Genomic DNA, 20,212 nt, shown 5'->3' with positions numbered 1-20,212 from the left:
CCGTGGCCTGCGGTCGCTGCGGATCGCCGCGACCGCCCCGCGCTGTCGTACCCCTGTGGTTAGCTGTGTGCGAGGGGTGCTCCCAACCGGGGTACGCCTTTCTCGACTTTCCCGGATCACACCCGAAGTGATTGTGGTCGGCGGTCGGGCTGCCTAGGCTTCTCGGCGGTTCGCGCGAACCTCGTCCGCCACCCTGCACCCGCACCTGGGGAGACCCGTCATGGGAGAGTTCGCCGCGCCCTGGAGACGACGCTGGAGACCGCTGACCGGGATCGCCGCCGGCACGGTGCTGGCCCTGGCACTCGCCGCCGCACCGGCCTCCGCGCAGCCCGCCCCAGCACCCTCCACCACAGCACCGCCCGCCACCGCACCACCCAGCACGGCACCACCCAGCACGGCACCACCCAGCACCGCACCACCCGCCTCAACCCAGCCCACCACGGCCCGGCACACCCCAGTCCAGCCCGCCCCGGCGCAGCCCGGCATCGTGGGTGCGAACAGCGCCGACGCGATCCCCGGCCGCTACCTCGTGGTCCTCAAGGCGGCCGACCGCGCCGACGCCGTCGCGAGCCGGGCGGGCGCGCGCATCACCCACCGGTACCGGAGCGCGGTGACCGGGTTCGCCGCGGCGATGAGCGAATCCGCCGCCCGGAAACTGGCCGCCGACCCCGAGGTCGCCCAAGTGGCGCAGGACCGGGTGGTCCGCGCCGCGACCGACCGGGTCGACCCGCCGTCGTGGGGGCTGGACCGGGTCGACCAGCGGGACCTCCCGCTCAACCGCGAGTTCGACGACGCCGAGACCGGCGCGGGTGTGCACGTCTACGTGCTGGACACCGGGATCAGGACGTCGCACCAGGACTTCGGCGGGCGCGCGAGCTTCGACGCGAACACCCTGGACGCCGACGACACCGACTGCAACGGCCACGGCACGCACGTCGCCGGCACGGTCGGCGGCACCGCCCACGGCGTGGCCGGGCAGGTCCGGTTGCACGCGGTGAAGGTGTTGGGGTGCAACGGTTCCGGCACGGTCGCGAGTGTGCTCGCCGGGGTGGACTGGGTGACCGCCAACCACGTCAAGCCGGCCGTCGCGAACATGAGCCTGAGCGCCGGCGCGAACGACCTGATCGACGCGGCCGTGCAGCGCTCGATCGACGCGGGCATCACGTACTCGGTCGCGGCGGGCAACCGCGACGAGGACGCGTGCGGCGCGTCCCCCGCGCGGGTGCCGGACGCGCTGACCGTCGCGGCGTCGGACCACGCGGACCGGCGGGCGGTGTTCTCGAACAAGGGCGCGTGCGCGGACCTCTTCGCGCCGGGCGCGGGCATCCGGTCCGCCTGGCACACCGACGACACGGCCACGATGTACATGGACGGCACGTCGATGGCCGCGCCGCACGTGACCGGCGCGGTGGCGCTGCACCTCTCGGTGCGCCCGACCGACCCGCCGGCGGCGGTGCGCGCGGCGATCTCCTACGCCACCACGCGCGGCCGGGTCGCGGACGCCGCCGGCACGCCGAACCGCCTGCTGTACACCGGGGTGGTCACGGCCGCACCGGCCGGCGCGGACCGGGTGACCCCCGGCGAGTCGCTCCACGCCGGGCAGAGCAGGCGGTCGCCGGACGGCGCGCACCGGCTGACCATGCAGGCCGACGGCAACCTGGTGCTCTACACCGCGTACGGCGAGGCGCTGTGGTCCACCGGCACCGGGGGCGGTGACGCGGTCCGGGCGGTCCTCCAGTCCGACGGGAACTTCGTGCTGTACTCGCCGACCGAGGTGGCCCGCTGGTCCACCCGGACCTGGGGCCGCCCGGCCGACCGGCTGGTCGTGCAGAACGACGGGAACGTCGTGCTCTACGGCCCGTCCGGCGAGGTGTTCTGGCACCGCAGGCGGTGAGCGCGCGCGGCGTCGGGGCTCACCCGACGCCGCGCAGCCCGCACACCGCGAGCTGCCGGGCCGCCAGCGCTTCGACCACCGCGACGTCGCGCCGCCGCCAGCCGTCGGCCGGGTCGGCCTCGAACCGGGCCAGTTCGCGCAGCGGCAACGTGGTGAGGGCCTGGAGCGCGAGCAGGTCGATCCGGCCGATGTCGCGCAGCCGGGCGACGGCGGCGGCCTTGCGGGCGTAGCGGAGCCGCAGCGGCAGCCAGGTGACGAGCAGGAACGCCACCGGCACGGCGACCAGCGCGGCCGCCAGCCACAGGGCCGAGGTCTCGACCGCCTCGACCTGGGTGCGCCCGGCGTCGACCAGGGTGCCGCCCGCGTCGCGGCCCTTGTCCAGGGCCTCGCCGAGCTTCCCGCCGACCAGCGGCACGTCGCGGGCCTTGGCGGCGGCGTCGGCGAACGTGTCGCGCAGCCCGCCGCCCGCGCGGGACAGGTGGTCGCCGGGGGCGCGCAGCGCCAGCACGGTGTCCCGGGCGGCCAGCGCCGCCGTCACCCAGAACCACACCCACACCGCCGCGAGCAGGTCGGCGGTCAACTGTCGCCACAACCGGCCGGGCCGGTCCGCGTACCACTTCATGCCCGAAGCAATACCAGTCGGACCGCCGGATGTGCGGCTCGCCGCGCGCCGGGTTCGGGCGGCGGTCGGCCGGGTGCCGCGCGGCCGACGGCCGGTGCCCGCCGCCGGCGGGGTGCGCGGGCCGGTCGTCGCCGCTGATCACGGCCCGCGAGTCGGGTGTGATGTTGCTCGGTGCCGGGAGGCCCGCCGCGCAGACTAGGGTCGGAAGGCGTGGGGACGACCTTCGGCGATCTGCTGCGCGGGCACCGGCAGCGCGTGAAGCTGACCCAGGAAGAGCTGGCGGGCGGCTCGGGTGTGAGCGTCCGCGCGATCAGCGACATGGAGCGCGGCCGGGCGAAGGGCCCGCAGCGGCGCACGGTCGAGGCGTTGGCCGCGGTGCTGGCGCTGGACCGGGACCAGTCGGACGCCCTGGTGGCCGCCGCCAAGGACGGGCGGGCGCGGCGGCAGGTGGCGGTGGCCCCGTGCGCGCTGCCGCCGGACATCGCGGACCTGACCGGCCGGGAGGGGGCGCTGGCCGTGCTGGCCGACGCGGCCGAGGCGGGTCCGACGTCCGTGGTCGTGGTGCACGGCCCGCCGGGCGCGGGCAAGACGGCGCTGGCGGTGCGCGCCGGGTACCGGCTCGGGTCGCGGTTCGCGGACGGGTGCTTCTTCTTCGACCTGCGCGGCATGGACGCCCGGCCGGTGCACCCGGCCGAGGTGGTGCACCGGATGCTGCTGGCGCTGGGCGTGGAGACCCCGCCGGCCAGCGAGGCGGAGCGGTCCGACCTGTACCGGGAGCTGCTGCGCGAGCGGTCGACGTTGATCGTGCTGGACAACGCCGCCGACGAGGCGCAGGTCCGGCCGCTGCTGGCGACCGGGCTCGGGTCGCTGGTGCTGGTCACGTCGCGGCAGGTGCTGGGCGGGCTGGCGGCCGTCACGAGGCTCGGGCTGGACGTGCTGGAGCACGCCGACTCGGTGGCGCTGCTGGGCGCGATCGCGGGCCGGTCGCGGGTGACGGCGGAGGCGGCGGCGGCGCGGGACGTGGCCAGGCTGTGCGGTCACCTGCCGCTGGCGCTGCGGATCGCGGGCAACCGGTTGGCCAGCCGTCCGAAGTGGACGGTGGCGCACCTGGCCGGGCAGTTGGCCGACGAGCGGCGCAGGCTGACCGCGCTGACCGCGGGCGACCTCCAGGTGCGGACCGCGTTCGAGATGTCCTACCGGCAGCTCGACGGCAAGGCGGCGCTGGTGTTCCGCCGGCTGTCGCTGCTGCCCGGCGCGACCTTCACCGCGGAGCCGGCCGCCGTGGCGGCGGGGCTGGACCGGTACGAGGCCGAGGACACGCTCGAAGAGCTGGTGGACATGAGCCTGCTGGACACCGCCGACACGCCGGGCCGGTACGCGTTCCACGACCTGGTGCGGGTGTTCGCGGGCGAGCGGCTGACCGCCGAGGAGCCCGACCACGACGACACCCGGCGGCGGGTGGTGGTGTGGCTGCTGGAGCGGGCCGCGACGGCGGCGGGGTTCTTCGGGGCCGCCGCCCGCACCGAGCCCGCCGGTGCGCTGCGCGGGCGGGAGGACGCGGACGCGTGGCTGTCGGCCGAGAGCGGCAACTGGGTGGGCGCGCTGCGGTGGGCCGCCGCGCACGGCGTGCACCGCGAGGTGCTCGACCTGGCGACGGCCGTGCACTGGTACTCCGACCAGCGCGGGCACGGCGCGACGTGGGCCGAGGTCTTCACGGCGGGCATCGCGGCGGCGCGGGCGCTGGGCAGCGTGCGCGACGAGGCGGTGCAGCTCAACTTCCTGACCTGGACGTTGTGCGTGCTGCTGCGCAGGCCCCACGAGGCGCTGGCGCTGCACGACGAGGCGTGGCGCGCGGCGGTCGCGGCGGGGGACGTGGTCGAGCAGGGGTGGGCCGTACACTACCGGGCCGCGTCGGAGATGCGGTCGGGTGACCTCGACGCGGCGCGGGAGAGCGCGGGCCGGGCGCGGGAGCTGTTCCACCGCGCCGGGTTCCCGCTGGGTGAGCAGATCTCGGCGTCGTGCCTGGCCCTGGTGCTGCACGGCCTGCGCCGCTACGAGGAGGCGGTGCGGGTGCAGCGGCAGCTCGTGGCCAACGTCCGGTCCGGGCTGCTCGACGTGTCGCCGCTGCTGGCCGACGAGATGCAGGCGAGCCTGCTGGTGCGCACCGCGGAGAGCCTGGTGGAGCTGGGGCGCTGGACGGAGGTCCTGGCGACCGCGACCTCGGCGCTGGAGCACTCGGTGGCCGCCACCGCGCCCGGCAGCACGTGCGACGCCCGCTACCTGCGCGGGTTGGCGCTGCACCGGCTCGGCGACCCGGCCGGGGCGCGGGTGGAGCTGGTGGGGGCGGCGGCCCTCGCCACCGGCCACCGGCACCACCGGGCGGGTGCGGTGTGGGAGGTGCTGGCCGAGGTGCACGACGAGCTCGGCGACCCGGGTGCGGCAGCCGAGTGCCGTTCGCGGGCCGCCGAATCGCGGTCAGCCGATCGGTGATGCGTTCCTGGCCATCGCCGGGTGTTCCTTCCGTGGCGCGCGATTGGGATGTCCCCAGTCAACCGCCGGGTCTGGCCCGGCACCACGCAGAACAACCGGCAGAAGTACGCGGGGTCACCCGGTCAGTCGGTGCCCCGCCCCGAGGTCACGGTCAGTCGCCGACCACGGCGAGCGCGTCGATCTCCACGAGCAGGCCCGCCGGGAGGCCGACGTAGACCGTCGTGCGGGCCGGGAACGGCTGCGCGGTGACGACCTGGCCGTACGCCTCGTTCATCTCGCCGAAGTGGGCGGTGTCGGTCAGGTAGACGCGCAGCATCAGCACGTCGTCGAGCGACGCGCCGCCGGCCTCCAGCACGGCGACGACGTTGGCCAGCGCCTGCTTGGTCTGCTCGGCGACGGTCTCGCCGACGATCGCGCCGCTCGCCGGGTCGAACGCGACCTGGCCCGCGACCTGGAGCACGTTGCCCTTGCGGACCCCCTGCGAGAAGGCGGCGACGGGCGCGGGTGCGTTCGGGGTGCGGATCTCGGTCTTGGGCATGCTCGTTCTCCTGTGTCGGTGGTGACTCGGTCGGGTCGGGTGGATCAGTCGCGCGGGGACCAGCCGCATTCGAGGGACGCGGCCCGCGCGGCGGCGAGCAGGTCGGGCAGGTGGCCCAGCAGGCCGTCGAAGTCGAGCATCACCTTCGGCACGGACATCGACACCGCCGCCACGACTTCGCCGCGTGCGCCCCGGATGGGCACGGCGAGGCAGTGGATGAAGTCCTCGTGCTCGGCGTTGTCCACGGCGTACCCGCGGGCCCGCACCCGTTCCAGCTCTTCCAGGTACGCGGCGGGCGTGGTGATGGTGTTCGCGGTCAGCGGGACGTAGTCGATGGTCGCGGCGACTTCGCGGCGGCGGGCTTCCGGCATGTCCGACAGCAGCACCTTGGCGACGGCCGTGCAGTGCAGCGGCGCGCGCCGGCCGATCCGCGAGTACATGCGCATCGGGTGGGTGCTGTCGTACTTGTCGATGTAGATGACCTCGCCGCCCTCGTAGGACGCCAGGTGCACGGTGTACCCGAAGCGGGCGTTGAGGTCGCGCAGGGCGGGTTCGGCGGCACGGCGCACGTCCCGCTCCTCCAGCGCGCGGTTGGCGAGGTCGAACAACGCCGCACCGAGCCGGTAGTGGTGCACGCCGTCGCGCCGGACGAACCGGTGCGATTCCAGGGTGCGCAGCAACCGCAACGTGGTCGACTTGTGCACCTCGATCACCGCGGACAGCTCGTCGAGCGTCTTGGCACCCTTCGCCAGCTCCCCCATCAGGGTCAACGCCCGGTCCAGGCTCTGACTCATCCCACTCGTCTCCTCAGGTGCGCGGCGGCCCACGTCGCCGGATCGGCGTCCAGCAGCGGCCCGGTCACCCCGGCTGGCAGCGGTTCGCCCACATCCTCGCTGGTGAGCAGGGCCGCAGCCGCCTGGAGGTGCCCGGCGCGCAGCCGGCGGGCCGGTTCCAGGCCGGCCAGGTGCGCGGCCAGGTAGCCGGCGGCGAACCCGTCGCCGGCCCCCACCGGTTCCACGACGTCGACCTTGAGCGCCCGCTGGTAGGTGGACACGTCGTCCTCCACCAGCGTCGCGCCCTGGTCGCCCTGCTTGACCACGATCGTGCGCGGTGCGGGCAGCAGGGCGCGCAGCTTGGCCGGGTCGCCGGTCCCCCACACCGCTTCGGCCTCGTCCGCGCCGGTGAGCACGATGTCCGCCGCGTCGGCCAGGTCCAGCAGCACGGACGGGTCGCGGTCCGACCACAGCGCCGGCCGCCAGTTGAGGTCGAAGGACACGAGGTGCCGGCGCGGGCGGGACAGCGCTTCCCGCACCAGGTCCAGGCAGCTATCGGAGAGCGCGGCGGTGATGCCGCTCAGGTGCAGCAGCCGCACGCCGTCGAGGTCGAGCCGGTCCAGCGCGTCGCGCCCCAGCGCGGACGCGGCCGAACCGCGCCGGTAGTACCGGACGGGGCTGCCCGCCGCGTCCGCTTCCTTCACGTAGAGACCGGTGGGCCGGGTCGGGTCCACCCGCACCCCCGACACGTCGACGCCCGCGCCGCGCACGAAGTCCAGCACGGCACCGCCGAACGCGTCGTCGCCCACCGCGCCCACCCACCGGCTGCGCAGCCCCAGCCGCGCCAGGTGGATGGCCACGTTGGACTCGGCCCCACCGATTGCCCGGGTCCAGGTGCGCACCCCGCGCACCGGACCGGACTCGGCGGGCACCAGCACCACCATGGTCTCGCCCAGGCACACCACGCCGCCCGTTAGGTCGAACCGCATCCGCTCCTCCGAGCCCTTTGATTGACGAGGCGGCAGCCGAATGTTACACAAAGAATCATCACATCGCGCAATAGCCGTTGCGGAAGATGCAACGTGAGGAGCGAGACAGTGGACATCGACCACGACGCCGTGGCCGCGATCCGCGCGGAGCGGGTCGACTGGCGGTTCAAGGGCATGCCCGCGAGCGCGTTCGGCGCGACCGTCGCGGAGGTGGCCGACCGCCGGCCGGACCTGTTCACCGACGGCTTCGTCGGCCCGCTGGTGGTGCTGGACGCCGCCGCGCTGGAGCACAACCTGGTCACCATGGCGCGGTGGTGCGCGGCGCACGGCGTGCTGCTGGCCCCGCACGGCAAGACGACCATGGCCCCCCAGCTCTTCGCCCGCCAGTTGGAGCTCGGCGCGTGGGGCATCACCGCCGCGAACACCAGCCAACTGCGGGTGTACCGGGCGTTCGGGGTGCGCCGGGTGCTGCTGGCCAACCAGCTCGTGGACCCCGCCGGACTCGCCTGGGTGGCCGCCGAACTGGCCGCCGACCCGTCGTTCGAGTTCACCTGCTGGGTCGATTCGGTGGCGGGCGTGGAGCGGATGACCGAAGCGCTCGGCGCGGTGGCGCGGCCGGTGGACGTGTTGGTGGAGCTGGGTGCGCCGGGTGGGCGCACGGGGGCGCGGGACCGGGCGACGGCGGCCGAGGTCGCCCGTGCCGCCGCGCGGAGCCCGGCGCTGCGGGTGGCCGGCGTCGCCGGCTACGAGGGCGCGCTGGCGCACGACGCCTCCCCCGCCGCCCTGTCCACCGTGGACGCCTACCTGGACGACCTGCGCGCGTTCGTCGTGGAGGTCCACGACCTGGTCGAGGTGGCCGAGCCGATCGTCACGGCGGGCGGCAGCGCCTACTTCGACCAGGTCGCGGCGAAGCTGGGCGGGCCGTGGCCCTTCCCGGTGCTGCCCGTGGTGCGCAGCGGCGCGTACGTGACCCACGACGACGGCTTCTACCGGGGCATCTCGCCGTTCGGCCGGGTCGCGGGCGAGCAGCCGTTCCGGTCCGCGCTGCGCGCGTGGGCGCAGGTGACCTCCCGCCCCGAACCCGGTCTGGCGCTGCTGACCATGGGCAAGCGGGACGCGTCCTTCGACGAGGGGCTCCCCGAGCCGCAGGTGGTGCGCGGCCGGGACGGCGTGCACCGGCCCCTGGACGCGACCGTGACCGCGCTCAACGATCAGCACACCTTCCTCGCGCTGCCCGGGGGCGCGGCGGTCGAGGTGGGCGACTGGGTCGGCTTCGGCCTGTCCCACCCCTGCACGGTGTTCGACAAGTGGCAACTGCTTCCGGTGGTCGACGGCACCACCGTGGTGGACCTGGTGCGCACGTACTTCTGAGAAAGGGCGGCGGCGTGGACATCGTCTTCAAGGGCGCGCTCGTGGTGGACGGCACGGGCGCGCCCGGCTACCGGGCGGACGTGGGCGTGCGGGACGGCCGGATCGCGGGCATCGGCGACGTGGGCGGGGGGCGGTCGGTCGACGCGGGCGGCCTGGTGCTCGCGCCCGGTTTCATCGACATGCACTCGCACTCCGACCTCCAGGTGCTCGCGCGGCCCGACCACCTGGCCAAGGTCTCCCAGGGCGTGACGACCGAGGTGCTCGGCCAGGACGGGCTGTCCTACGCGCCCGTGGACGACGCCGTCCTGGCCGCCCTGCGCGGGCAGCTCGCGGGCTGGAACGACGACCCGGCCGGGTTCGACTGGAACTGGCGGTCGGTCGGCGAGTACCTCGACCGGCTGGACCGGGGTATCGCGGTCAACGCCGCCTACCTGGTGCCGCAGGGCACGTTGCGGATGCTGTGCGTCGGCTGGGACGACCGGCCGGCCACCGAGGCGGAGCTGGACCGGATGCGGGCGGTCCTGGCGGACTCGCTGGCGCAGGGCGCGATCGGCCTGTCCTCGGGCCTGACCTACACGCCCGGCATGTACGCGGGCGTGGACGAACTCGTCGCGCTGTGCCGCGTGGTCGGCGAGCTCGGCGGGTACTACAGCCCCCACCACCGCAGCTACGGCGCGGGCGCGCTGGAGGCGTACGCGGAGATGGTGGACGTGTCGCGGGCGTCGGGCTGCCCGCTGCACCTGGCGCACGCCACGATGAACTTCGAGGTGAACCGGGGCCGCGCGGGCGAGCTGCTGACGCTGCTGGACGACGCGATCGCGGACGGCGTGGACATCACCCTGGACACCTACCCGTACCTGCCCGGCGCGACCTACCTGTCCGCGCTGCTGCCGAGCTGGAGCGGCGAGGGCGGCCCGGACGCGACCCTGGCGCGACTGTCCGATCCGGACACCCGCGAGCGGATCAGGGTGGAGATCGAGGAAACCGGCTCGGACGGCTGCCACGGCGTGCCGGTGGACTGGGACGCCATCGAGATCAACGGCGTGCGCAAGGCCGAGCACGCGCACCTGGTCGGGCGCAGCGTGGCCGAGTCGGCGCGGACCGCCGGGCGCGCGCCCGCCGAGCTGTACTTCGACGTGCTGGTCGCCGAACGCCTCGGCACGTCGTGCCTGATGCACGTCGGCCACGAGGAGAACGTGCAGGCGATCATGCGGCACCCGGCGCACACCGGCGGCAGCGACGGGCTGCTGGTCGGCGACCGGCCGCACCCGCGCGCGTGGGGCACGTTCCCGCGCTACCTCGCCCGGTACGTGCGGGACCTGGGCGTGCTGGGGCTGGAGGAGTGCGTCGCGCACCTCACCGGGCGTGCCGCCCGGCGCTTGCGCCTCACCGATCGCGGGCTGGTCCGGGAGGGCTGGGCGGCGGACCTGGTGCTGTTCGACCCCGACGCGGTCAGCGACACCGCGACGTTCGACGAGCCCCGGCAGGTCGCGGCGGGCATCCCGTACGTGCTGGTGAACGGGGTTCCGGTGATCGACGACGGCCGGGCGACCGGCGCGCTGGCCGGCCACTCCCTGCGCAACCCCGGAGGCCGCGCGTGATCGACTGGTTGCAGCACAGCACCGGCGGGCTGCTGACCCTGTCCGGGCTGGCCATCGCCCTGCTGCTGGTGCTGATCATCCGGCTCAGGGTGGAGCCGTTCATCGCGTTGCTGATCGTCGGCCTGACCGTGGCGCTGGCGGCGGGCCTGCCGGTGGAGCAGATCGTCGGCTCGGCGCAGAAGGCGTCCGGGACGCTGCTGGAGAACGGCTTCGGCGGCATCCTCGGGCACGTCGCCGCCATCATCGGGCTGGGCACCCTGCTCGGGTCGATCCTGGAGGCGTCCGGCGGGGCCGAGGTGCTCACCCGCACGCTGCTGCGGGCGTTCGGGGAGAAGCGCGCGCCGCTGGCGATGGGTCTCGCGGGCCTGGTGTTCGGCGTGCCCGTGTTCTTCGACATCGGCATCTTCGTGCTCGCGCCGCTGGTCTACGTGGCGGCCAAGCGCGGCGGCCGGTCGATCGTGCTCTACGCGCTGCCGCTGCTGGCGGGCCTGTCGGTGATGCACGCGTTCATGCCGCCGCACCCCGGCCCGGTCGCGGCGGCGGGGCTGCTGCACGTGTCGCTGGGCTGGATCATCATCATGGCCCTGGCCGTGGCGATCCCGGCGTGGTTCATCGGCGGCGTGCTGTTCTCCGCGTGGGTGGGCAAGAAGATCGTCGTGCCGGTGCCCGAGGAGATGCTCGCGGCGGCCGAGGAGCTGCGCGGCGACCAGTCGCGGCCCGAACCGCCGCTGTCGACGGTGCTCGGGATCATCGCGGTGCCGCTGGTGCTGATCCTGTCCGGCACGTTCGGCAGCATCCTGCTGCCCAAGGGGTCCGCGGTGCTCGGCGTGTTCGCGTTCCTCGGCACGCCGGCCGTGGCGCTGACCATCGCGGTGCTGCTGGCGTTCTGGCTGCTGGGCTACCGGCGCGGGATGACGCGCGAGCAGGTCACCGAGCTGTCGGCGGCGTCGCTGCGGCCGGTCGCGATGATCCTGCTGGTGGTCGGCGCGGGCGGGTTCTTCGGCGCGGTGCTCTCCGCGACCGGCGTCGGGAAGGCGCTGTCGACGTCGCTGGCCGACCTGGGCCTGCCGGTGATCGCGCTGTCCTACGTGATCAGTTGCGCGCTGCGGATCGCCCAGGGCTCGGCCACCGTGGCGATCGTGACCACGACCGGGATCGTCGCGCCGGTCGTCGGCGAGCTCGGCTACTCGCAACCGCAGCTCGCGCTGGTGGTGATGGCGATCGCGTCCGGTTCGATCATCGCCTCGCACGTCAACGACGGCGGGTTCTGGATCGTGTCGCGGTACTTCGGCCTGTCGGTCAAGGAGACCCTCCAGACGTGGACGGTGCTGGAGACCATCCTGTCGGTGGTGGGCTTCGGCGTCGCCGCCCTGCTGAGCCTCGTCGTGTGACGCGCCGGTGCCCGCCGGGGCGTCCCGGCGGGCACCGGCCGTACGGCTTTCCCGGCCGTTCGACGTCCCGGCCGTCCGGCTTCCCCTGCCGTTCGACGTCCCGGCCGCCCGGCTACGCCCGTCGAGCCGCCTGGAAACCGGCGAGGTACACGCGCAGCCCGTGTTGTCCGTGCCGCATCATCAACTCGTGGTTGGCCTTCAGCAGCGGGCGGCTGATCAGCGCGATCCGGCGCAGGAGGGTCTTGCGCACCTCCACCTCCTGCTCGTAGACCAACCGCGTGCCCGCGCCCTCCGACCCGACCCGCCAGCTCGCCGTGCCTTCCAAGTCCCCCACCAGGTCCGCGCGCAGCAGCCCCTGTTCCGGGTCGTTCGCGTTGTGCCAGGTCTCGAAGACGAGGTCGTACGGCAGCAACGACCGGCAGCGCAGCTCGGCGGCCCGGTCCGCGACCTGCCGCGCCTCGCGGACCTCCGGCCACCACCGCGGGTACCCGGCCAGGTCCGCCAGCACGTCGAAGGTCTCGCCGGGCGGGGCATCCACCAGCCAGACGCTGCGGAAGCGGTACGAGTTCAACGCCATGGTCGTAGATCGTCGTCCAGCACGGCGAGGCCCTCCAATGGGCCATCCGGGCGATACTCGGATTCGGGGTGGTGTGGCACTCCTCCCCGCTTCGGGTTCGCCACGGACCGTCACGACCGGAGCGCCCGGCCCGGATGGGTCGGGTCCTGGGTGGGTCGGGCTCCACCTCGGACCGGGCGCTCGTCGAACTCGGGACGGCGGGCGGATCAGCCCGTCGCGGCCTCGGCCGTGCCCACGACCTCGCGCAGGAACTGCCCGGTGTAGCTGTCGGCCACGTCCGCGACGTCCTCGGGCGTGCCCTCGGCGATGACCGTGCCGCCGCCCGAACCGCCCTCCGGCCCCATGTCGACCACCCAGTCGGACGTCTTGATCACGTCCAGGTTGTGCTCGATCACGATCACCGAGTTGCCCTTGTCCACCAGCCCGTTGATCACGCCGAGCAGCTTGCGGATGTCCTCGAAGTGCAGGCCCGTGGTCGGTTCGTCGAGGATGTAGACCGTCTTGCCGGTCGACCGCTTCTGGAGCTCGGAGGCCAGCTTCACGCGCTGCGCCTCACCGCCGGAGAGGGTCGGCGCGGGCTGGCCCAGCCGGACGTAGCCCAGGCCGACGTCGACCAGGGTCCGCAGGTGCCGGTGGATGGAGTTGATCGGCTCGAAGAAGCCCGCGGCCTCCTCGATCGGCATGTCCAGCACCTCGGCGATGGTCCTGCCCTTGTAGTGCACCTCCAGGGTCTCCCGGTTGTACCGGGCCCCCTTGCACACCTCGCACGGGACGTAGACGTCCGGCAGGAAGTTCATCTCGATCTTGATCGTGCCGTCGCCCGCGCACGCCTCGCAGCGACCGCCCTTGACGTTGAACGAGAACCGGCCCGGCTGGTAGCCGCGAACCTTCGCCTCGGTGGTCGACGCGAACAGCTTGCGGATGTTGTCGAACACGCCGGTGTAGGTCGCCGGGTTCGAGCGCGGGGTGCGGCCGATCGGCGACTGGTCGACCTGGACCAGCTTGTCGACCTGCTCCAGGCCCCTGATCCGGGTGTGCCGGCCGGGCACCTGGCGCGCGCCGTTGAGCTTGTTCGCCAGGACGGTTGCCAGGATGTCGTTGACCAGCGTCGACTTCCCGGACCCGGAGACGCCGGTCACCGACACCAGGCAGCCCAGCGGGAACGCCACGTCGATGCCGCGCAGGTTGTGCTCGCGCGCGCCGACCACGGTGAGCTGGCGCTTCTTGTCGACCTTGCGCCGGGTCGCGGGCATCGGGATCTCCCGGCGGCCGGACAGGTACGCGCCGGTGATCGACTTCTCGTTCGCCAGCAGCTCCTGGTACGGGCCGCTGTGCACGACCTCGCCGCCGTGCTCGCCCGCGCCGGGACCGATGTCCACCACCCAGTCCGACGTGCGGATGGTGTCCTCGTCGTGCTCCACGACGATCAGCGTGTTGCCCAGGTCGCGCAGCCGGGTCAGGGTCTCGATCAGCCGGTGGTTGTCGCGCTGGTGCAGGCCGATCGACGGCTCGTCCAGCACGTAGAGCACGCCGACCAGCCCGGACCCGATCTGGGTCGCCAGCCGGATGCGCTGCGCCTCGCCGCCGGACAGCGTGCCCGAGGCGCGGTCCAGGGACAGGTAGTCGAGGCCGACGTCGAGCAGGAAGTGCAGGCGGGCCTGGATCTCCTTGAGCACCGCGCCGGCGATCATCGACTCGCGCTTGGCGAGCTTGAGGCCGTCGAGGAAGTCCGAGCACTCGGCCACCGACATCGCGCACACCTCGGCGATGGACTTGTCGCCCTTGCGCCCGTGGTGCAGCGTGACCGCGAGGATCTCCGGCTTGAGGCGGGTGCCCTGGCACACCGGGCACGGCACCTCCCGCATGTAGCCCTCGTACTTCTCCCGCATCTGGTCGGACTCGGTCTGCTCCTGCCGCCGTTCGAGGAACGGGATGACGCCCTCGAAGTCGGCGTAGTAGGAGCGCTCGCGGCCGTAGCGGTTCTTGTAGCGGACGTTGACCTGCTCGGTCGAGCCGTGCAGGACCGCCTTCTGCGCCTTCGCGGGGAGCTGCCGCCACGGCGTGTCCACCCGGAAGCCGATGGCCAGCCCCAGCGCCTCCAGCAGCCGGCCGAAGTACTCGGCGGTCTGGCCCGACGCCCACGGCGCGATCGCGCCGTCCGCCAGCGACAGCTCGTCGTCCGGGACGACCAGCTCCGGGTCGACCTCCTTGCGCACGCCGATGCCGGTGCAGGTGGGGCACGCGCCGTAGGGCGAGTTGAAGGAGAACGACCGGGGTTCGAGGTCCTCGATCGCCAGCGGGTGGCCGTTCGGGCAGGCCAGGTTCTCGGAGAAGCCGCGGACACGCTCCGGGTCGCCCTCCGGCACGTCCACGAACTCCAGCTCGACCAGGCCGTCGGCCAGCCGCAGCGCGGTCTCCACCGAGTCGGTCAGCCGCTGCTTCGAGCTCGCCTTGACGCTCAGCCGGTCGATGACGACCGCGATGTGGTGCTTCTCCTGCTTCTTGAGCTTGGGCACCTCGGCCAGCGCGTACACCGCGCCGTCGACCTTGGCCCGCGAGTAGCCCTGCGCCTGGAGCGTGGAGAACAGGTCGAGGTACTCGCCCTTGCGACCCCGGATCACCGGCGCGAGCACCTGGAACTTGGTGCCCGCCCTCATCGCCAGGACCTGGTCGACGATCTGCTGCGGGGTCTGCTTGGAGATCGCCTCGCCGCAGGTCGGGCAGTGGGCCTTGCCCGCGCGGGCGTAGAGCAGGCGGAGGTAGTCGTAGACCTCGGTGATGGTGCCCACCGTGGACCGGGGGTTGCGGCTGGTCGACTTCTGGTCGATGGACACCGCGGGCGACAGGCCCTCGATGAAGTCGACGTCCGGCTTGTCCATCTGCCCGAGGAACTGGCGCGCGTACGCCGACAGCGACTCGACGTAGCGCCGCTGGCCCTCGGCGAAGATCGTGTCGAACGCCAGGCTGGACTTGCCCGAGCCGGAGAGCCCGGTGAACACGATGAGGCTGTCCCTCGGCAGGTCGAGGTCCACCCCCCGCAGGTTGTGCTCGCGCGCGCCGCGAACGACAAGGCGGTCAGCCACAACGGTTCCCTTCGGTATTCGACCATCCCCCGAACAGACGTTCGAAAAGCGTACTGGACCACCTCGGCGGGCCTGTCGGGGAGGCGGTCACCAGGCTAGGGGCGACCACCGACAAAAACGGGCGGGCGGGTCCGCGATCGTGCGCCAACGGCTCTACCGGTCGGTAGCGAACAGCCCTACGCTGGAACGATAGGCCATTCGGCCGCAGACGTCGGGGATGAGGTGCTCATGAGCTTCGCTGATGCGACCCGGGTCGGGCCCGCCGAGACCAGCGTACCCGCGCCGCGCGGGCAGTCCGCCGCGGTCCAGGACGCCGTGACGGGGCTCGCGGAGGTGAACCGGGCCACCCTGGAGCTGTACGGGGCGGTCGAGGGGCTGGCACCGGCCGCGCTGCGCGCGCCGAGCCTGCTGCCCGGGTGGAGCCGCGCGCACGTGGTGACCCACCTGGCCCGCAACGCCGACGCCCTGGTCAACCTCCTGACCTGGGCGAAGACCGGTGTGGAGCACCAGATGTACCCGAGCCCGGCGGACCGCGACGCGGACATCGCCGAGGGCGCGACCCGGCTGCCGCAACTGCTGCGGGCCGACCTGGAAGCGGCGTGCCGGCGGTTCGGGATCGCGGCCGGCGAGCTGCCGTCGACCGCGTGGGAGTCCGAGGTCGCGCACCCGGTCAGCGGGCCGTTCCCGGCGCACCGGGTGCCGTGGCTGCGGCTGCGCGAGGTGTGGTTCCACCTGGTCGACCTGGACGCCGGGGTGGAGTTCGAGCACCTCCCCGAGCACCTGCTGGAGGGGTTCGTGGACGGCGCGGTCGAGCAGTACGCCGGGCGGGCCGACGTGCCCGCCGTGCGGCTGGACGTCACCCTGCCGGACGGCCGTCAGCGCAGTTGGGAGCTGACCGCGACCGCCGGGGAGACCGCCGTGGCGGGGTCGGCGGCGACGGCGCTGGGGTGGCTCACCGGCCGGCGCAGCGGGGCGCTGCTGAGCGGGACCGCGCCGGCGCTGCCCAGGTGGCTCTGAGCCGAGCTCAACCGGAGCGCGAGCACCCACCGCACCAGGAGCGGGCGCGAACTCGCGGTCAGCGCCCGGTGGGCGGGCCGTTCGACGAACGTCGTCAGCAGCCAGCCGAGCCCGACCGCGACCCCGAGGAACGCGGCCAGCTCCACCCACGGGCCGTGGGGTGCGACGGCGGCCATCACCACGTAGCCGATCTCCTGGTGGACGAGGTAGACGCCGTAGGAGATGCCGGCCAGCCACTTGATCGGGCGGCGCAGCAGCCGCACCGGCCGGACGTCCCAGTCCGGCCCCTTCGCGCAGGCGGCGACGGCGAGCAGCATCACCCCGAGCCCGGCCGTGGACCTGAGGTCGTCGCTGTGGATCGCCTGGGCGGCGAGCGCGGCGACCAGCAGTGCGCCGAGGTGGCTGGTGCCGAGCCGGTCCTTCGACCACAGCCACAGGCCGACGCCCGCCGCGAAGAGCTGCGCGCGGTGGACGCCCAGACCGTCGTAGAAGGTGCGCACCAGGCCGGGGTCCCCGGTCCAGAACCGCAGCACCAGCGGGCCCACGACGAGTGCCCAGAGCAGGACCCGCAGGGAGTTGCCGCGCACCCGGGAGGCCAGCACCGCGCCCGCGACGAACCCGGTCACCTGGACCGGCAGGGTCCAGTAGGAGAAGTCGACCAGGCGGGCGTCGGGGAACCAGTTCTGCACCATGAAGACGTTGACGACCAGGTCCCGCAGTTCGAGCCGGCTCCAGCCCTCGGGGGCGAGCCGGGTCAGCACGAAGTAGGTCAGCACGGCCGCGACGGCGTAGGCCGGGAGCAGGCGGGCGAGCCGGTTGCGCAGGAAGCGGCCGGGTTCGCCCTTGGCCAGCGAAGCGCAGGCGAAGAACGCCGAGATGACGACGAGCGTGCTCGCCCCCATCTCCAGGGAGACGGTGAAGGCGGGCGGGCCGAGTTCCGGGTGCACGGACGGCCCCGCGTGGGTGGCGTGCTGGAAGAGCACGGCAGCCACCGCGAGGACGCGCAGGACATCCCAGTTGATCCGGCGAGGTGTTGGCACGAGAGCGAGTTACCCAGTTCGGAGCGTATTCAAATGGCGTCGTCTGGTGGAGCTTGATCGTTACTGAGCCTATTGGACCAACCTGTGGGGACGCTGAAGGGTGCCGGTTCGGCTACCGTCGGCGCTCGTGGACGTACTAGAGGACTACACGGGCCACGTCGAGCCGAACGGCCCGGCCACCCGCCGCACGCTGGACGAACTGAGCATCACGAAGATCTCCGTGGGCCCGATGGACAACAACGCCTACCTGCTCGTGTGCCGGTCGACGAACGAGGCCCTCCTGATCGACGCCGCCGCCGACCCGACCCGCCTGTCGGACCTCGTGGGCCACGGCCTCGACCGCCCCCGCCTGAAAACGGTGGTGACCACCCACCGCCACCCGGACCACTGGGGCGCGCTGGGAGCGGTGGCGGGCGCGAACGGCTCGAACACCGTCGCCCACGCCCTGGACGCCGAAGTCCTCCCGATCCCCCCGGACCAGTTCGTCGAACACGGTGACGAGGTGCTGGTGGGCAAGGTCACCCTGCACGTGATCCACCTGCGCGGCCACACCCCGGGTTCGATCGCCCTGCTGTACCGGGAGCCGACGGGCCGGGCGCACCTGTTCACGGGCGACTCGCTGTTCCCGGGCGGCCCTGGACGGACGACGAGCCCGGAGGACTTCGCGAGCCTGGTGGACGACCTGGAAGCCCGGGTCTTCGGTGAACTGCCCGACGACACCTGGTTCTACCCGGGCCACGGCGACGACTCCACGCTGGGCGTGGAACGCCCCAAGCTCGGCGAGTGGCGCGAGCGAGGTTGGTGAGCTGAAGCACTTCCCGGACGGGGCCGCCTGACTATCAGGCGGCCCCGTCTGCTGTTGCACCAGCACGACGGGGCCTCGATCGGACGCTGGAGGTCCGACCGTGCGCACATCGTGCCGCAACTCGCGCTCACCGGTGGTGGAACCGTGAGCATCGAGGCGATCAACTGGGCGTTGAACCACGCCCCCATCCCCACCGACCGCAAAGACGCCGCCGCTCTCGCGATCACGCTCATCGCGCTGGCCAACGACGCAGGCCCGGACGGCACCGAAGCGTTCCCGTCGGTGGAACGCATGATCGGTTACACCAGGCTGTCCAGGAGGACCGTTCAGCGCGCCCTGCGGTCACTGGAGGAGTTGGGCCTGATCCGCAAGGGCAACACCCGCGTCCGGGATGCCCGGATCGAACGCGCCGACCAGCGTCCTCAGGTCTACGACTTGGCGCTGTTGGCGAGGTTGTCCACAGCCCGGTCGTCGGGGCGTCAAGATGATACCCCGCTGACCAGCACGGGGCGTCAGCAGCGCACGAACGGGGCGTCAACAGCGACCAAGCGGGGCGTCAGCATGACGCCCGAACCGTCCTTCAACCGTCCAAGTAACCGCCCTTCGCCGAGCGCGCCCGGTGGGCGCTCGACGCTGCCGCCGGAGTGTGGGCAATGCGACGCCCGATCGGGTGACCCTGTCAGTGCACGTGTGATCTGGACCGACGAGGACCACACCTGCTCGACTCCGTGCCCGCGGTGCGCTCCGCAGCGGTTGGCAGGTGTGCGATGAGCCAGCGAGTTCACCGGACCTACCCAAAACTGGGCTTCGAGTCCCACCCGGATAGCCAGCCGTCTCCGGCGGACTGCATGGAAGACCGGACCACCGCCGAGCGTCTATGCAACGCGACGAACTCCTTGTCGAGGCCGGACATGGCACGGCATCGAACCTGGCACCTCACCGACTGCCCTGGCGTGGGCTGCGAGGTGCTGCGATGACCACGGCATTCCCGATGCCCGAACCGGACGACGACGAGGTGCGACGCGTGGTGGCGGAGTTGGAGAGGTACGTCGCCGAGCAGGTCCCGGCGATGCCCGACCCAACTCCGGCTGTCGAGCCGCCGGCCACCAGGCGGGTCCGGGAGTTGCGTGCCGAGGTGGACGAGGCACACGCCCTGCTGGAGTTGCAGGCCGACGCCACGCCACTGCTGCTCGACACCGACCGCGTGCGCCGCTCCCGCAAGCGCGCCGCTGAGGCCGCCCGCTTGCACGCGCTGGCCCAGGACCCGGCCGCACGAGCGTGGCAAGCGGCACGGGTGCGCCTGGCACTCACCGTCGTGGCCCTGGTCGCGCTGGTCGGAGCGCTGGGCTGGTCGACCACAGGCGTGCACCACACCCTGACCCGGTCGATGTCCGAGCGGGGCGCGGCGTGGTGGGGCGCGTGGGCGGTGGGGCCGGTGATCTCGGCGGTGCTGCTGGTGATAGTCGGCGCACGGGCGTACCTGGCGACCCGCGGCCGGACCCTGCGCCACCCTCACCTGGCGGTGGTCGAGTACGGAGCGCTGACGGTGACGCTGACGTTGAACGTGTGGCCGTATCTGCCGTGGGTGTCGGTGCCGTGGTCGCGGTTCGACGCGATGCAACTCCTCGCCCACGCGATCGGCCCACTGGTGGCGGTCGGCGCGGTGGCGGTGCTGCCGGTGATCTGGTCGGCGTTCGCGGACCTCGACCACGGCATCCCAGTAGGCCCTACCGACGCGCAGTACAGGCAAATCGCCCCCGAGACGGGTGCGGCACAGCACGGGGCTACCGACGACCGGATGGCCCTACTCGTGGACCGTGCCCGGCGGTTGATCACCGCCGGACGGTTGCCCGTTAACCCCAATGCCGCGTAGTTAGGGCGGTGTGTCGGGTGTCAAGCCGGTCATGATCGTGATGTGGGTGGTCATGCGGTGGTTGGTGCGGTCGATGGTGCCTTTGGCGCGGTGTTTGGAGATGGCGCGTTTGACCACGCGGGGGCAGGTTCGGCTGCGGCGTGGTGGC

General features: G+C 73.0%; 15 protein-coding genes and 1 pseudogene. 9 read left to right on the top strand and 7 right to left on the bottom strand.

Annotated features, from left to right (window positions below):
* Positions 1-487: 487 nt before the first annotated feature.
* A complete protein-coding gene (locus AB0G01_RS34770; RefSeq protein WP_360955028.1) occupies positions 488-1,894 on the top strand; it encodes a S8 family serine peptidase in 1,407 nt (468 codons plus the stop codon).
* 19 nt (positions 1,895-1,913) lie between these two features.
* Here AB0G01_RS34770 and AB0G01_RS34765 read toward each other — a convergent pair whose 3' ends face one another.
* The gene (locus AB0G01_RS34765) at positions 1,914-2,516 is read right to left on the bottom strand and encodes a hypothetical protein (protein WP_360955025.1); all 603 of its coding nucleotides are present in this window, start codon (positions 2,514-2,516) and stop codon (positions 1,914-1,916) included.
* Between the two features lie 210 nt (positions 2,517-2,726).
* Here AB0G01_RS34765 and AB0G01_RS34760 point away from each other — a divergent pair, with 210 nt between their 5' ends.
* Positions 2,727-5,006, top strand: coding sequence for a helix-turn-helix domain-containing protein (locus AB0G01_RS34760; protein WP_360955022.1), 2,280 nt, complete (start codon positions 2,727-2,729; stop codon positions 5,004-5,006).
* A gap of 151 nt (positions 5,007-5,157) precedes the next feature.
* On the opposite strand, the gene AB0G01_RS34755 is transcribed toward AB0G01_RS34760, so the two are convergent.
* From AB0G01_RS34755 to AB0G01_RS34745, 3 genes are read right to left on the bottom strand one after another with little or no spacing between them, the layout of a single operon-like run.
* Positions 5,158-5,544: a RidA family protein gene (locus AB0G01_RS34755; protein WP_360955019.1), complete on the bottom strand. Its 387-nt coding sequence runs from the start codon at positions 5,542-5,544 to the stop codon at positions 5,158-5,160.
* 44 nt (positions 5,545-5,588) lie between these two features.
* Positions 5,589-6,338 (bottom strand): IclR family transcriptional regulator, encoded by a 750-nt coding sequence (locus AB0G01_RS34750; RefSeq protein WP_360955016.1) that lies wholly within the window; start codon positions 6,336-6,338, stop codon positions 5,589-5,591.
* The gene (locus tag AB0G01_RS34745) at positions 6,335-7,306 is read right to left on the bottom strand and encodes a sugar kinase (protein WP_360955013.1); all 972 of its coding nucleotides are present in this window, start codon (positions 7,304-7,306) and stop codon (positions 6,335-6,337) included. The genes AB0G01_RS34750 and AB0G01_RS34745 overlap by 4 nt, the downstream gene beginning before the upstream one ends.
* 174 nt (positions 7,307-7,480) lie before the next feature.
* Between AB0G01_RS34745 and AB0G01_RS34740 the strand changes: the two genes are divergently transcribed.
* From AB0G01_RS34740 to AB0G01_RS34730, 3 genes are read left to right on the top strand one after another with little or no spacing between them, the layout of a single operon-like run.
* The gene (locus tag AB0G01_RS34740) at positions 7,481-8,677 is read left to right on the top strand and encodes an amino acid deaminase (protein WP_360955101.1); all 1,197 of its coding nucleotides are present in this window, start codon (positions 7,481-7,483) and stop codon (positions 8,675-8,677) included.
* Positions 8,614-10,278 carry a D-aminoacylase gene (locus AB0G01_RS34735; RefSeq protein WP_360955010.1) on the top strand — a complete coding sequence of 555 codons (1,665 nt, stop codon included), beginning with the start codon at positions 8,614-8,616 and terminating at the stop codon, positions 10,276-10,278. The genes AB0G01_RS34740 and AB0G01_RS34735 overlap by 64 nt, the downstream gene beginning before the upstream one ends.
* Positions 10,275-11,669, top strand: a complete 1,395-nt coding sequence (locus AB0G01_RS34730; RefSeq protein ID WP_360955007.1) for a gluconate:H+ symporter — start codon at positions 10,275-10,277, stop codon at positions 11,667-11,669. Before AB0G01_RS34735 ends, AB0G01_RS34730 begins: the two co-directional genes overlap by 4 nt.
* 112 nt (positions 11,670-11,781) lie before the next feature.
* Here the strand turns inward: AB0G01_RS34730 and AB0G01_RS34725 are convergent, their stop codons facing one another.
* Together AB0G01_RS34725 and uvrA are read right to left on the bottom strand one after the other, a co-directional pair.
* The gene (locus AB0G01_RS34725) at positions 11,782-12,246 is read right to left on the bottom strand and encodes an SRPBCC family protein (protein WP_360955004.1); all 465 of its coding nucleotides are present in this window, start codon (positions 12,244-12,246) and stop codon (positions 11,782-11,784) included.
* Between the two features lie 206 nt (positions 12,247-12,452).
* Positions 12,453-15,329 carry an excinuclease ABC subunit UvrA gene (gene uvrA / locus AB0G01_RS34720; protein WP_360955001.1) on the bottom strand — a complete coding sequence of 959 codons (2,877 nt, stop codon included), beginning with the start codon at positions 15,327-15,329 and terminating at the stop codon, positions 12,453-12,455.
* Between the two features lie 228 nt (positions 15,330-15,557).
* Between uvrA and AB0G01_RS34715 the strand changes: the two are divergent.
* Positions 15,558-16,232, top strand: a pseudogene (locus AB0G01_RS34715) (maleylpyruvate isomerase N-terminal domain-containing protein); the annotation flags it as partial.
* Here AB0G01_RS34715 and AB0G01_RS34710 read toward each other — a convergent pair.
* The gene (locus tag AB0G01_RS34710) at positions 16,205-17,386 is read right to left on the bottom strand and encodes an acyltransferase (protein WP_360954998.1); all 1,182 of its coding nucleotides are present in this window, start codon (positions 17,384-17,386) and stop codon (positions 16,205-16,207) included. The pseudogene AB0G01_RS34715 and the gene AB0G01_RS34710 sit on opposite strands and share 28 nt — an antisense overlap.
* A gap of 127 nt (positions 17,387-17,513) precedes the next feature.
* Between AB0G01_RS34710 and AB0G01_RS34705 the strand changes: the two genes are divergently transcribed.
* The 3 genes from AB0G01_RS34705 to AB0G01_RS34695 all read left to right on the top strand — a co-directional run bounded on the left by AB0G01_RS34705 (position 17,514) and on the right by AB0G01_RS34695 (position 20,064).
* Positions 17,514-18,191, top strand: coding sequence for an MBL fold metallo-hydrolase (locus tag AB0G01_RS34705; protein ID WP_360954995.1), 678 nt, complete (start codon positions 17,514-17,516; stop codon positions 18,189-18,191).
* Positions 18,192-18,335: 144 nt separating this feature from the next.
* Positions 18,336-18,962 carry a helix-turn-helix domain-containing protein gene (locus AB0G01_RS34700; RefSeq protein WP_360954992.1) on the top strand — a complete coding sequence of 209 codons (627 nt, stop codon included), beginning with the start codon at positions 18,336-18,338 and terminating at the stop codon, positions 18,960-18,962.
* A 202-nt stretch (positions 18,963-19,164) separates the two neighbouring features.
* Positions 19,165-20,064 carry a hypothetical protein gene (locus tag AB0G01_RS34695; protein WP_360954989.1) on the top strand — a complete coding sequence of 300 codons (900 nt, stop codon included), beginning with the start codon at positions 19,165-19,167 and terminating at the stop codon, positions 20,062-20,064.
* The last annotated feature ends 148 nt before the right edge of the window (positions 20,065-20,212 follow it).

It is taken from the genome of Actinosynnema sp. NPDC023587 (assembly GCF_040640215.1).
Classification (GTDB): Bacteria; Actinomycetota; Actinomycetes; order Mycobacteriales; family Pseudonocardiaceae; genus Actinosynnema.
This window is presented reverse-complemented; position numbering and strand designations above follow the sequence as displayed.

Excerpts from the sequence above, each read along its gene's own strand:
- AB0G01_RS34725 (WP_360955004.1), bottom strand. The coding sequence starts at position 12,246 with ATGGCGTTGAACTCGTACCGCTTCCGCAGCGTCTGGCTGGTGGATGCC.
- AB0G01_RS34765 (WP_360955025.1), bottom strand. The coding sequence starts at position 2,516 with ATGAAGTGGTACGCGGACCGGCCCGGCCGGTTGTGGCGACAGTTGACC.
- AB0G01_RS34755 (WP_360955019.1), bottom strand. The coding sequence starts at position 5,544 with ATGCCCAAGACCGAGATCCGCACCCCGAACGCACCCGCGCCCGTCGCC.
- AB0G01_RS34695 (WP_360954989.1), top strand. The coding sequence starts at position 19,165 with ATGACCACGGCATTCCCGATGCCCGAACCGGACGACGACGAGGTGCGA.
- AB0G01_RS34750 (WP_360955016.1), bottom strand. The coding sequence starts at position 6,338 with ATGAGTCAGAGCCTGGACCGGGCGTTGACCCTGATGGGGGAGCTGGCG.
- AB0G01_RS34745 (WP_360955013.1), bottom strand. The coding sequence starts at position 7,306 with ATGCGGTTCGACCTAACGGGCGGCGTGGTGTGCCTGGGCGAGACCATG.
- AB0G01_RS34740 (WP_360955101.1), top strand. The coding sequence starts at position 7,481 with ATGCCCGCGAGCGCGTTCGGCGCGACCGTCGCGGAGGTGGCCGACCGC.